At 38.8% G+C, this 11889-nt stretch carries 11 protein-coding genes, 5 tRNA genes and 1 other RNA gene; 5 read left to right on the top strand and 12 right to left on the bottom strand.

The genetic code is table 11. The features are described from left to right. Window positions 1–34: 34 nt before the first annotated feature. From LI162_RS13275 to LI162_RS13260, 4 genes are all read right to left on the bottom strand, one after another. Window positions 35–346, bottom strand: a complete 312-nt coding sequence (locus LI162_RS13275) for a metal-sensing transcriptional repressor (protein ID WP_227156797.1) — start codon at window positions 344–346, stop codon at window positions 35–37. A gap of 241 nt (window positions 347–587) precedes the next feature. Beyond that, entirely contained in the window at window positions 588–4175 is a 3588-nt protein-coding gene (locus tag LI162_RS13270; RefSeq protein WP_227156796.1) for an FtsX-like permease family protein, read from the bottom strand. Between the two features lie 9 nt (window positions 4176–4184). Continuing rightward, entirely contained in the window at window positions 4185–4889 is a 705-nt protein-coding gene (locus tag LI162_RS13265) for an ABC transporter ATP-binding protein (RefSeq protein ID WP_054753705.1), read from the bottom strand. Between the two features lie 76 nt (window positions 4890–4965). Then, window positions 4966–5787 carry a zinc dependent phospholipase C family protein gene (locus LI162_RS13260; RefSeq protein WP_020437313.1) on the bottom strand — a complete coding sequence of 274 codons (822 nt, stop codon included), beginning with the start codon at window positions 5785–5787 and terminating at the stop codon, window positions 4966–4968. Between the two features lie 269 nt (window positions 5788–6056). Here LI162_RS13260 and ssrA point away from each other — a divergent pair. Further along, window positions 6057–6401, top strand: a transfer-messenger RNA (tmRNA) gene (ssrA, locus tag LI162_RS13255). A 295-nt stretch (window positions 6402–6696) separates the two neighbouring features. Here ssrA and LI162_RS13250 read toward each other — a convergent pair. Together LI162_RS13250 and LI162_RS13245 are read right to left on the bottom strand one after the other, a co-directional pair. Then, on the bottom strand, window positions 6697–7014 hold the full coding sequence (locus LI162_RS13250) for a hypothetical protein (RefSeq protein ID WP_081733101.1): 318 nt from the start codon (window positions 7012–7014) through the stop codon (window positions 6697–6699). Window positions 7015–7137: 123 nt separating this feature from the next. Continuing rightward, the gene (locus LI162_RS13245) at window positions 7138–7353 is read right to left on the bottom strand and encodes a helix-turn-helix domain-containing protein (RefSeq protein WP_025656187.1); all 216 of its coding nucleotides are present in this window, start codon (window positions 7351–7353) and stop codon (window positions 7138–7140) included. Between the two features lie 111 nt (window positions 7354–7464). On the opposite strand from LI162_RS13245, the gene LI162_RS13240 reads away from it, so the two are divergent. Beyond that, the gene (locus tag LI162_RS13240) at window positions 7465–7782 is read left to right on the top strand and encodes a hypothetical protein (protein WP_118178119.1); all 318 of its coding nucleotides are present in this window, start codon (window positions 7465–7467) and stop codon (window positions 7780–7782) included. Between the two features lie 158 nt (window positions 7783–7940). Here the strand turns inward: LI162_RS13240 and LI162_RS13235 are convergent, their stop codons facing one another. Beyond that, window positions 7941–8357 (bottom strand): helix-turn-helix domain-containing protein, encoded by a 417-nt coding sequence (locus tag LI162_RS13235; RefSeq protein ID WP_005424130.1) that lies wholly within the window; start codon window positions 8355–8357, stop codon window positions 7941–7943. Between the two features lie 159 nt (window positions 8358–8516). Between LI162_RS13235 and LI162_RS13230 the strand changes: the two genes are divergently transcribed. The 3 genes from LI162_RS13230 (at window position 8517) to LI162_RS13220 (ending at window position 11062) form a co-directional block, all read left to right on the top strand. Then, a complete protein-coding gene (locus tag LI162_RS13230) occupies window positions 8517–8837 on the top strand; it encodes a hypothetical protein (RefSeq protein ID WP_005330993.1) in 321 nt (106 codons plus the stop codon). Window positions 8838–8979: 142 nt separating this feature from the next. Continuing rightward, window positions 8980–9813: a rolling circle replication-associated protein gene (locus LI162_RS13225; RefSeq protein WP_173794097.1), complete on the top strand. Its 834-nt coding sequence runs from the start codon at window positions 8980–8982 to the stop codon at window positions 9811–9813. Between the two features lie 91 nt (window positions 9814–9904). Next, window positions 9905–11062, top strand: coding sequence for a tyrosine-type recombinase/integrase (locus tag LI162_RS13220; protein WP_227156795.1), 1158 nt, complete (start codon window positions 9905–9907; stop codon window positions 11060–11062). 83 nt (window positions 11063–11145) lie between these two features. Here the strand turns inward: LI162_RS13220 and LI162_RS13215 are convergent. The 5 genes from LI162_RS13215 to LI162_RS13195 form a co-directional block, all read right to left on the bottom strand. Then, window positions 11146–11231: transfer RNA gene (locus tag LI162_RS13215), tRNA-Leu, on the bottom strand. A gap of 28 nt (window positions 11232–11259) precedes the next feature. Then, window positions 11260–11333: transfer RNA gene (locus LI162_RS13210), tRNA-Asp, on the bottom strand. Between the two features lie 55 nt (window positions 11334–11388). Continuing rightward, a tRNA-Ile gene (locus tag LI162_RS13205) sits at window positions 11389–11462 on the bottom strand. 27 nt (window positions 11463–11489) lie between these two features. Next, a tRNA-Thr gene (locus LI162_RS13200) sits at window positions 11490–11562 on the bottom strand. Window positions 11563–11567: 5 nt separating this feature from the next. Next, window positions 11568–11639 (bottom strand) — tRNA-Glu (locus tag LI162_RS13195). Window positions 11640–11889 lie beyond the last annotated feature (250 nt).

The raw sequence follows: 11889 nt of genomic DNA, 5'->3' as shown, positions 1-11889 counted from the left end.
CGGACTTTTTGTGCCGGATTTCTCTTCAGATCTTTTATCGCATCAATTTCTGAAGTGTCGTCACGAGCTCGTCAATCGTTTCATCTTTTCCATCCCGGATATCATCTGCCACACATGTCCGGATATGGTTTGCCAAAAGCACTTTATTGAAACTATTCAGAGCCGCATTCACCGCAGATACCTGAATCAGAATATCCGGGCAATACGCGCCTTCTTCAACCATCCTTCGAACTCCCCTGACTTGTCCTTCAATTCTACTCAGACGATTCATCAGATCTTTATATTCTTTTTCCGGGCGGTTCTTTGTCTTGTGACAACATCCCGGACAGACTTTCTTTTCTTCCATTGTATTCCTCCTGTCACATAACCCCCTGGGGGTATATTTTCTAATTATTAATATATACCCCCTACAGGTATATTTCAAGTGCTTTTTAACAAAAAGTTACTGTTCATGATAGCTTACGCTATATGCGGCCGACAACAACAAAGAAGCTGTCATGGAACATTTCACAATTGTATCTATGTTCCATGCAGCTTCTCTGCAATCCATTATTATGTTCGTTATTATATTTCCTGACAAATCTGTCTTATTCTACACTCTTGAGTGATTCAACCATGTTAATCTTCTTTAACTTAAAATACATCACTCCATTGACAAACAATGAAAAAGCCACTGTCAGAAGAAAGGCATACAGGAAACTTGGTGGATCGATATTTCGTCCAAACATAACCGAATCAATCTCCACTGTCTCAACAATAAAGCGGTGCAGAATTTTTCCGATCAACAATCCCGCCAGTGCCCCAATCAAGGTCAGCAGGATATTCTCTCTGTAAACATAAGAAGAAACTTCCTTGTCATAAAATCCAAGTACCTTTAATGTTGCCAGTTCTCTCTTGCGCTCTGTAATGTTAATATTATTCAGATTATACAGCACTACAAATGCCAGCATTCCTGCTGAAATAATCAATACAATAATCACAATGTCCAGACTCTCCAACATATGATCCACCTGCTTTTTCAGGCTTGTCGTATAGCTGATGCTAAGTGTTCCATCACACTTCATTACATTTTCGCCGACATCCTTTGCCTCCTCTGTTGTACGGTCCTGAGTTCTATAATAAATTGAATTATAGGCCGGAGCCTCACCGAATGTCTTTTCATAGACTTCAGATGTCATATAGAGATAATGTCCCATATAGTTCTCACAAATTGCGCTGATCAAGACTGTTTTCTCTCCATCATCTGTATCAATCGTTAATTTATCACCGACATTGACTTCCAGCAGTTTCGCTACTTTTTCAGTCAGGATTGCTCCTTTATCATCCAATGAATAAATTTCTTTTGTCTTCCGATCCCGAATCACGACAAACTTTTTGAATGCTTCCACATCTTTTGGTACATCTAAATAAACTTCCTGAGAAGACTCTCCTGAACTGACTTCAATATTTTTCAAAAGATTTTCTGCAGTCACTGATACCTTCTTATCCGTATCCAGTTCTTTCTGAACCTCAATTCTCTCTTCTTCTGTCACATCTTCCTTTAAAATAACGTCTCCATCATAAAGCTGAATCTGTTCGTATTGAAGCGGAACGATTGCTGAAATAGAATCTTTTAATCCAAAACCAAACAACATCATGCCCATACAACCGCCAATTCCAAATACTGTCATGAAGAAGCGTTTTTTATACCGCACCAGATTACGCACGGTCGATTTCCATGTAAAATTCAGATTTTTCCAGATAAACGGAACTCGTTCCAGAAATACTCGTTTTCCCTGTTTTGGTGTCGGCGGGCGCATCAATTCTGCTGCCTGCTCTCGTAATTCTTTCATACAGGAGAACAGTGTTGCGATTACTGTACATGCAAGTGCCGCTGCACATGCTGTTACAGCATAATACAAATTATACGGGATCACAACATCATGCATATGACGATACAGGATCTTATATGCAGTGATAATGATATATGGAATTATCTTTTCTCCAATCAGAATTCCGAAAACACCACCGGTTAATGTCGCAAGGATCGCATACCAGAGATATTTTCCAACAATTGAAGCATTTCCATATCCGAGAGCCTTCAAAGTACCGATCTGCGTTCTCTCCTCCTCTACCATTCGTGTCATTGTTGTCAGACTGATCAATGCTGCAACAAGGAAGAAAATGAGTGGGAACACTTTACCGATTGCCCGCATACGGTCTGCATTATCTCCGTATCCACTGTATTCTGTCAGATTGTTCCGATCATAAACATACCACTTTGGCTTTTCAAGATCATCAATCTTCTGCTGTGCTTTCGCAAGCTCTTCTCTTGCTTCTGTAATCTGCCGCTCTCCATCTTCAATCTTCTTCTGAGCTTCTATACGACCTTCCTCATACACTGCCCAACCGTCTTCCAGCTCCTTTGTTCCGCTGCTTAACTGCTGCTGTGCCTCCTCAATCTTCTTCTGTCCCTCACTGATCTGCTGCCATCCGCTGTCAATCTGCTGCTGACCGGATGTAATCTGCGCCTTTGCCTGATCTATCTGCCGACTTGCGGTAAGGATTGCAGCATCTCCCTGTGTCAACACATCCGTCAGTTTCTGTATATTATCCTGCAATACCGGAATACCTTCTTCAATCTGAGCTATCCCGGCTTCAACTGCTGGAAGCCCTTCGTTAATCTGCGTCAATCCGGCTTCGATCTTTGTCTGGTTTTTCTGAATCTCCGCTTCGGCAGCTTTCGCCTCCAGTTCCATTTTATCCAGATTTGCTTTCAATTCAGTCAACTTCTCTTCCATTGCTGTTTTTTCAGCTTCCAACTGTTCTAACTGAGCCTTTAATTCCGGATCTTCTTCTCCTGCTTCCTGCTTCCGGTCGTATTCTTCTTTCAGTGCCTCATAGTTCTGTAAAAGAAGTTCATACTGTGTATTTAGTTCTTCATAAGACTTTTTCAACGGCTGATAAATCTGCTGATACGCAGACTGATAGTCTTCTGCCTGTTGCTGCAATTCTTCCTTTGCTTTCAGAAGCTCGTCTTTCTTTTGCTGCATCTGTGTCTGTTGCGCTAAAAGTTCTTGTCTCTGATCTTCCAGACTTTCTTCCTGCTCTTTCAGTTGTGCCAGCTGATTTCTTAATGTTGTAAGTGCAATCTGTTTTTCGCTAAGTTCCTGTGCACCCTGCTCAACTTGTGCTTTGGACTGATCCAGCTCTTTTTGTTTTGATATCAGAAGATTTCTCGACTGCTCCAGTTCAAGCTTCGAAGCTGCCAGCTGATTTCTTCCTCGTTCAAGCTCTTTCTGCGCTGCATCAAGTTTCTCTCTTGCACTTGCAAGTTCTTCTTCTGCCTCTTTTTTTCCATCCGCCAGATCCTGCTCTGCCTGAGCTAACTCTTCTTGTGCTTCATCCACTTTTTCTTGCGCTGTCGAAGTAATCTCATCATATCTGGCCTGTTCTCTTTCCGCTTTAATTGCCTGAACCTTTTTCAGCACAGAATCCACATGTTCTTCATATTCTTTCGTAAATACAGTTGCTTCCTTTGCACCTTCAATCTGCACTGTAATCTCTGTATACACATCTAATGAAAATGCTTTCTCCGGAACGCAAAGAAAGGCACTGACACTTCCATTTCCGATTGTTGTACTGCCTCTGTGAAATGCAATATACTCCGGACTGCTGACCGTACCAACAATGGTAAATGTATCTGTCTTAAGTGTATCTTCTAAAGAATCCGAAGTCCCACTCGATAATGTGATCTTATCCCCAATCTTCAGATTTTTTCCATCCAGATAATCTGCATCTATTACACATTCATTTTCCTTTTCCGGAAGCCTGCCATCTTCTAACTGAACTTGATTCATCTTATCCTGGAGCGCCATAACATGAACTGCTACCTGGTTTCCCCGAATCGTACAAAGTACATCTGTTGCATAGCTTCCTTCTGCATCCAATACACCATCCACAGCACGAATTGCATCCAGATCATCTTCTGTCAGTCCCATTGTACTCATTACCTGAATATCCATCAGGTTCTTCTCATCGAAATATGCATCTCCTGAATATCTCATATCCGGCTCTGATGCACGGATTCCGGAAAAGAATGCACATCCTATCGCAACAATAAAGAAAATGGATAAAAAACGTCCAAGGCTATGACGGATCTCCATATAAAAGTTTTTTCGTAATGCTTTCTTCATCCACATCCCCTACCATTCAATTTCATCAATCGAAGTCGGATTCTCATTAGATTCTATTCTTGCTACCTGTCCATTTTTTATATGAATCAATCGATCTGCCATCGGCGCAAGTGCCTGATTATGTGTAATGATAATAACTGTCATTCCCTTTTCTCTACACATATTCTGAAGTAATTTCAAAATTGATTTTCCTGTATTGTAATCCAATGCACCTGTTGGCTCATCACAAAGCAAAAGCTTTGGGTTCTTCGCTAATGCTCTCGCGATTGAAACTCGCTGCTGCTCACCGCCGGAAAGCTGTGCCGGAAAATTATTCTTCCGTTCCCCCAGACCAACTTCCTCCAAAACTGCCTGTGCGTCCAACGGATCCTTACTGATCTGCAATGCAAGCTCAACATTTTCCAATGCGGTCAGATTCGGCACAAGATTATAAAACTGAAAAACAAATCCGATGTCATCTCTGCGGTATCCTGTCAGCTGTTTGGAATTATAAGCTGTAATATCTTTTCCATCTACATACAGCTTCCCGCTTGTTGCCGTATCCATTCCGCCGAGAATATTAAGCACAGTTGTCTTACCTGCACCACTTGGTCCAACGATTACAACAAGTTCTCCCTGCTCAATCGAAAAGCTGATGTGATCCACTGCATGAATCTCAACTTCACCCATTTTATAAGTTTTCGTGATATCCTGCACTTTAACGAATTCCTTCATCTACATTCTCCTGACTCTTTTTCTCTTCTTCTGCATCTCTCCTGGCAAGCAGTCTGTTGCTCTTTTCTTCGATTCTCTACAGGCGCAGTTTCTCCCACTCTTCTCCTGCACCAAATGTTTCATGAAAACGTTCCGGAAGCGGTGTATCCTGGAATAATTTCTTCTGATACTGTACGATCAAACTCGCAGCTAACGGCACTGCACCTGAATATTGCCGTTTCAAAACCTTACAATATTTCTGACATAACGGATCTGGCTTTACACTCATCACTATGTCATGCAATGAATCGTATTTCCCCACTGCCTTCATCCCAAGAAACAACGCTTTTCGCTTTCCAGATGTCGGTGCCAGAAACAGCTTATGATAAAAAACCATCCCTTTTAATGCCTTATAGATCTGCTCGGCTGTTACATCTTTGAAAAATGGTGCGATCACTTCCGCATACTCCATCTTCGGCTGAATGTGCTTTGCTGTCAGATAGCGCAAAGGATCATGATAATCTTCCGTCAGCATCATTCGATCCAGTTCCATCTCAATCTCATTGTGTGAAACTCTTCCGACCTGCATAATTTTTTCAACATAAGGATGGCATTCACTGTCTAAAGCAAAATGACAGATAAATCCATAAATATATGCACGCGCCGCTGCCGGATCTTTTGCTTTCTCAATCACTTCAACAGCATGATGGAAAAACTCATCGGCAAATTGTTCATGAAGTGTATGCCCCTGTTCATTCACCGGATCTTTCTTTAATGCATTATAATAAAATAAAATATCCGGTCCATGTAACCCAATATCAAACAACTCTCTATGCGCTTCTATAGAATTCTGAAGGGGTCTTGGAAGTGCGCTGAGCACCTCTTTTCCGAATTTATAATGTGCGTATGTTGTTGGCATAAGAAACCTCTCCTTTTTCCGAATTTTCTTGTTAAGATTTATAATTACTCATATTATTATATTAACACATTCTTCCCTGTCTGACAGTAATTATCTTTATAAAAAATATGTGAAATGACATTAAAAATGCTAAATTTTTACTGCTTTTTCACTTCTTTTAACGCAATAATCACTTGACATTTATATTTCTTTTTACTATATTAGTATGTACAGCACACAAGAGAATGTGTCTGTTACAGTAGAGAGTATTTATTACTCTACCCTGATCAGGGCTTGTACTGGTTTCGACAGGGATCTCGAAGATGGAGAAGCTATCCGTAGGCTGATGCGTTAAATCGCAAACTTAAAATTAAACGCTAACGATAATTTCGAATTAGCTGCAGCCTAAATGCTGCATGTCAGCCCTGAAGCACTCACACTTTAGGAATCTGGCACCGACTATGTGAGAAACGATGACGGCAAAGCTTTGAGCTGTCAGGCGTATTATGAAGCTACTAAACCCGTAAGGATGTTAGTTTTCGTACGGCAGAGGGAATGTCAAATAACTGACTATGATAGTAGAAGTACATGGGACAGGTTTTTGGACGCGGGTTCGATTCCCGCCAGGTCCACTTTTTAATGAAAAGTGTGAAGACTTTAAAATAACGGCATTATATCTCGTAAGATGAGATGCAATGCCGTTATTTTTTGAATAATATCCTTGCCTCCAAATGGAATGCATAAAACAAAAAACTCTGAGATTCTTGCAAATATTGACTTCACAAAAATCTCAGAGAAAAAATAATGCCGCAGACCGGAATCGAACCGTTTTACTTAATCTCAAATACTGATAGAAAGGGGCTTTGAAGACTTCATCACGGTTGCGGTGTTCAAAAAGTGTTCAAACGTTTGTTGCATACAAACAGGAAGTTATCTTTTTCCTAATGGCAATGCTATTAAATTTCCCAATAATGCAATAACAGCATATCCAACTACATAAACCCATGCACTTGAGTTATAAAATATAAATATAGATGGCGCAAACATTATTGCTACAATCAAAATATACCAGAAGTTAAAACCATTCCTAATCCCATAAAAAACAGAGGTTATTAAACATATTAGAGGAATAATTACTAACATAACAATCATTGCACTTCCTGTGTTTTTTATAAACCAAGGAACGATATAAAAATCTATCAGCAACAGTAGGTAGAAAACCATGTTCTTTTTTAATTTATCCATCATATCATCATCCTTTCAAACACCGATTTGTCTGTTTCATGTTATACACAGTATAATTCCATTTTATAAAATATTCAATTAAAAAGGTATGCGAATATTTTTTATTTCCGCATACCCATTATCACTTTATTCTTTTACATATCGAATTAACTCACCAATTTCACATTCAAAATAGTTGCATAGTTTACAGATTAAATTTGCATCCAGTCTTTGAAATTCATTTCTGCAATATCTATTGAAATTTGACCTCGGTATGTCAAGTTCCTTACAAATCGTATTCTTACTGATACCTTTTTCTTGTAACAGTTCTTCTATCCTTAATTCTAAATGTCCATAGTTCATGTTCTGCACCTCTACATAAAGTATATTTATTAAATCTTTATGTAGTAATTCACTATATAGTGAGGTACTATATAGTCATCCCTGTACAAATAACACGAAAGAGGTATGTACATGAAAAAGAAAATTATAGCACCAATCACAATACTCTGTTTACTGACCATTCTCTACAATTATCTCAGACTGCCGGACTACCATATTACTAACAGCATGTCCTTTAGCAGTGCAGATACCAGAAATACTGAATTGACTGTAATTGTTTACAAATGTTGGGGAATTGATGGAGTAATCAAAGACATTGAAAACGAACATAACAAAATTAACGGTACACCTACCACCTTGGAAATCAACCTCTATTATCCAACTTATTACTTGCACAATAATAGCAAGCCGTTCCGAACTGTAACCATTGAATATAATAAAAAGGAATAGCACTCTATTACTGCTTTTGAAGTAGTATCGGCTATTCCCTCTCCTTATATTCTTTTGTTCGTATTTTCGCAAACTAACGTTCCGCAAGGATGCCCAGTGCGACAGTTCCTAACAGGGCGGCGGGTCGACTGGGCAAGTGGTCGGCTGAGAAGCATTTTCTACTCAACGACATATTTAACGTTTGATTCTCTCCGTCCCTCATATTTCTCCTGTGCCAACAGTTTATCAAGAAATTCTGACACTTCTTCCATGTCTTCACTGTCTATCAAATCCAGTTTTATCAATACATCAAGGTCTGTCTGATTCTTCGGTTGTATTGAGATCGGCTGAGATGTATCCACAACCACTTTCAACTGTTTTGTCTTATTTGCTGTTTCAATATCCGTAGTTAATCCCATAACGTGGCTTTTACTCACGCCGAATATCTGTGATAATTTTTCCCATATAGATTCATCTCTCGGCGTTCCGTTTCCATTTTCATAGTTCGTAAGCATACTTTGTGAAATGCCTAATTCTTTTGCAAGTTCCGCAACGGTTATATTCTTTTCTTTCCGCAATTCTTTTATTTTATTCATAGCGAACCTCCTTTATAAGCACATTATATTTCATCAAATTTTCTCTGTCAATCTTTTTATCGGATATTCAGATATTTTCTATTGACATTCTGCAATGCTTGTTTTATCATAAGATTATCTTAATATCTGATAATCAGATATCTATAAGGAGGTGAAACGATGATTAGAGGAAATGACTTTATTTTAAATCCAGACAAACTGCAAGAGGAATTTCAGTTAGTAGAAGTTTCTGACTGGGTAGACTTTTCTACAAAAGAAAAATTAGGATTCTACTATACAGTTCTTCTTCCAAAATTAAAGTTTGAAAAAGTCAAAGTAGGCATTAAAGCTAACACAGCGATTGTTACCAACGAAGAACTTGAACAAAAAGGGCAGATTCCAGTCTCATTTGATGGATTACATACTTGGGCTAGTCTCTATAATGGACGTCTTTCTGTCAAAGCAGAAGCTTCCAATATCAGAAAAGTGGGAATGAAATAATTTCCCTACTATGTCAGCCAGTCAGTGCCGGACAACGTCATAGGTGCTGAACTGGCTGATCTCTATACTTGATATATAAAACAACATCTTCCGAAAACAATCGGAACATTCATTACAAAAATTGGGATATGAGGTGAGATTCGTGAGCAAAACAAAAGAGTGTTTTGCATACAATACGAAAATCATTGAAACTCCTACTACAAAAGAAGTATATATTTACGAAAACCCTATTTTTATTCACTCGAAAGAAAAGGCAGATTTAACAGACACAAGTAACCGAAAAAAATTTGATGAAATGTCAGCTCATAAGCAATATGACAGTTTAAAACGCAAGCAGAAGCATTACGAACAGGCTCGTTGGGATATTGCCCGTATTGTTGACTGCAACTTTGATAACAAAACAAAATTTGTAACGCTGACATTTAAAGAAAACATTCAAGAAATCCTGATAACTAACCGAGAATTTAAGTATTTTATCCAGCGATTAAATTATTATTTGTACCATACCAAAACCCAGTTATTAAAATACCTTGCAACGTGGGAGAAACAGAAGCGTGGAGCAATCCATTATCATGTTATTTTCTTTGATTTTCCGTATATAGCAAAAGAAAAATTACAGAATTTATGGTCACATGGATTTATTAAAATCAATCGCATTGATGTAGACAGCAAAGAAAACAGAGGTCGTTATCTTAGCAAGTATTTTGGAAAAGACCTTGATTTGAAAGAACATAAGAAAAAAGCCTTTTTCAAATCTCAAAATCTGAAAGTTCCACACGAAACAAAAGTTATGCTGACCGAAGACATTTTACATGACTTACAAAAAGAAAATATCGTCTTTCAGAAAGAATACACAAGGCAAATTTACGATACCAACGCTTTCTTATCTACTGGTTCATGCTTAAAGGACAGCAGTGTTATCTACATCAAAATTAAAAAAGAAAATCCTTGCGTAAAGGGGGAATCTTATGGATAATCCCGTTACGTTTTCAGATATAACATTATTGAATACGTTAGCCACCTGTGCTAACATGACCACAGATGAAGTCTTCAAAGATTTTAAAATTATGGCAAATAAAAAAATCTTGGAGAATCACAAATATGAAATTTATTACTCGGAATCAGAAAAAAGCTGGCGTACTTATTTACCCGATGAAACCAAACCTAACAAACGCCGTCCTGTCAAGAGGAAGAGTAAAGAGAACCTTGAAAAAGAAATCATCAGATTTTATATCGAAAAGCAGAAAGCTGAAAACCGTCAGAATGTCACACTGGAAGAATTATACGCTGAATGGCTTTTGTATAAAAGAGACTATACTTCCGTAAAAGCAAAGACAATTCAAGAATATGTATCTGAATGGAATAGATTTTTCAAAGATACAGAACTTGTTAAAATGAAGATAGGCGAAATCAAACCAATCACGCTTATCCGCTTTTTCAGAGAAGCTACAAAAGACCGACAGTTCACTCACAAGCGAGTCAGTAATGCCCGTTCTGTTTTGAATGGAATCATGAGTTATGCGATTGAAGAAGAAATTATATCACATAATCCTGTCTCTGATGTGAATTTCAAACAGTTTACCTATAAGCCAGTAGAAGTACAAAGTGACAATGTATTTTCCCGTGATGATACGCATAAGTTATTAAATTATCTTCGGTGTATCATAGAACCATATTCTCTTGCAATACAGTTATCTTTCTATCTCTTTATCCGTGTTGGAGAAACAAAAGCTATCCGTTGGGAAGATATTGACTACAATAACAGGCTTGTATATCTTCACAGACAGGCGACCTGTGAACGTACATTGAATGATGATTTAACATTCTCAAGCCGAAAAGTAAAAGTAGTAAATCAAATGAAAGGAAATACTTCTCATGGATTCCGTAAACAGTTCCTTACAGACGAAGCACTTAAAATTCTTCACAAAGCAAAGGAATTAAATCCAAATGGAATATATGTCTTTGAACCCAACGGCGAGATTATGACAACAGACAGCTTTAATCGCCGTTTGAAGAAATATTGCAAAGAAGCCGGTGTTCCTTATCATTCCAGTCATAAAATCCGCTTTTACAATGCTTCAACAGCTTTTGACGGAAATAATCTTACAACCCTTAGTTATTTAATGGGACATAGTGAGACAGCTACAACATTGCATTACTTGCGGAATGTCAATAAGAGGAAGAATGACAGGCTTGCTTTTCAGAATCTTGGTATTTCATCATAAAGTGTTCAAAGGTGTTCAAACATTTTAAAACAAAAAAATAAGAGAAACGCTGTAAATTCAACGTTTCTCCCATTTTTAACTAATGCCGCAGACCGGAATCGAACCGGTACGGGTATCACTACCCACGGGATTTTAAGTCCCGGGCGTCTGCCAGTTCCGCCACTGCGGCATTCCTCAAAATGCTCTCGCATCTTGAACGACCCAGAAGAGACTCGAACTCTCGACCTCCGCCGTGACAGGGCGGCGCTCTAACCAACTGAGCCACTGGGCCAAATATTTAATTGTCAGCTCGCTGCCCCTTACTACTTCCAAGCAGTCTAGCTAAATGGACCTTCGGGGACTCGAACCCAGGACCGACCGGTTATGAGCCGGTTGCTCTAACCAACTGAGCTAAAGGTCCAATTGATTATTTCTGTTCCTAAGAACAAGCCGATGATCGGACTCGAACCGATAACCTGCTGATTACAAATCAGCTGCTCTGCCAATTGAGCCACATCGGCATAAATGACCCCGACGGGAATCGAACCCGTGTTACCGCCGTGAAAGGGCGATGTCTTAACCGCTTGACCACGGGGCCATACTTTGTCTGTCGACTTCCTCAACAGCGATTATAATCATATCATATAAATCACCGTTTGGCAAGTACTTTTTTGATATTTTTTTAATTTTTGAAACTTTTCAAATAATTCGACAAATCGAACTTCTTAGTTTCCTACTCCTGATCCGATAATCAGAGAATAAAAAGATCTTACATTTCTGCAAGATCTTCAAGCTCCCCCTGTTGGACTTGAACCAACGACACTTCGGTTAACAGCCGAATGCTCTAC

Source organism: Mediterraneibacter sp. 210702-DFI.3.120 (assembly GCF_020561005.1).
Lineage (GTDB): Bacteria > Bacillota > Clostridia > Lachnospirales > Lachnospiraceae > Mediterraneibacter > Mediterraneibacter faecis.
This window is presented reverse-complemented; position numbering and strand designations above follow the sequence as displayed.

What these genes read in the sequence shown, in the direction of transcription:
- LI162_RS13275 (WP_227156797.1), bottom strand. Translation starts at nt 346, where the DNA reads ATGGAAGAAAAGAAAGTCTGTCCGGGATGTTGTCACAAGACAAAGAAC.
- LI162_RS13250 (WP_081733101.1), bottom strand. Translation starts at nt 7,014, where the DNA reads ATGATGGATAAATTAAAAAAGAACATGGTTTTCTACCTACTGTTGCTG.
- LI162_RS13235 (WP_005424130.1), bottom strand. Translation starts at nt 8,357, where the DNA reads ATGAATAAAATAAAAGAATTGCGGAAAGAAAAGAATATAACCGTTGCG.
- LI162_RS13270 (WP_227156796.1), bottom strand. Translation starts at nt 4,175, where the DNA reads ATGAAGAAAGCATTACGAAAAAACTTTTATATGGAGATCCGTCATAGC.
- LI162_RS13245 (WP_025656187.1), bottom strand. Translation starts at nt 7,353, where the DNA reads ATGAACTATGGACATTTAGAATTAAGGATAGAAGAACTGTTACAAGAA.
- LI162_RS13230 (WP_005330993.1), top strand. Translation starts at nt 8,517, where the DNA reads ATGATTAGAGGAAATGACTTTATTTTAAATCCAGACAAACTGCAAGAG.
- LI162_RS13260 (WP_020437313.1), bottom strand. Translation starts at nt 5,787, where the DNA reads ATGCCAACAACATACGCACATTATAAATTCGGAAAAGAGGTGCTCAGC.
- LI162_RS13265 (WP_054753705.1), bottom strand. Translation starts at nt 4,889, where the DNA reads ATGAAGGAATTCGTTAAAGTGCAGGATATCACGAAAACTTATAAAATG.
- LI162_RS13240 (WP_118178119.1), top strand. Translation starts at nt 7,465, where the DNA reads ATGAAAAAGAAAATTATAGCACCAATCACAATACTCTGTTTACTGACC.
- LI162_RS13220 (WP_227156795.1), top strand. Translation starts at nt 9,905, where the DNA reads ATGGCAAATAAAAAAATCTTGGAGAATCACAAATATGAAATTTATTAC.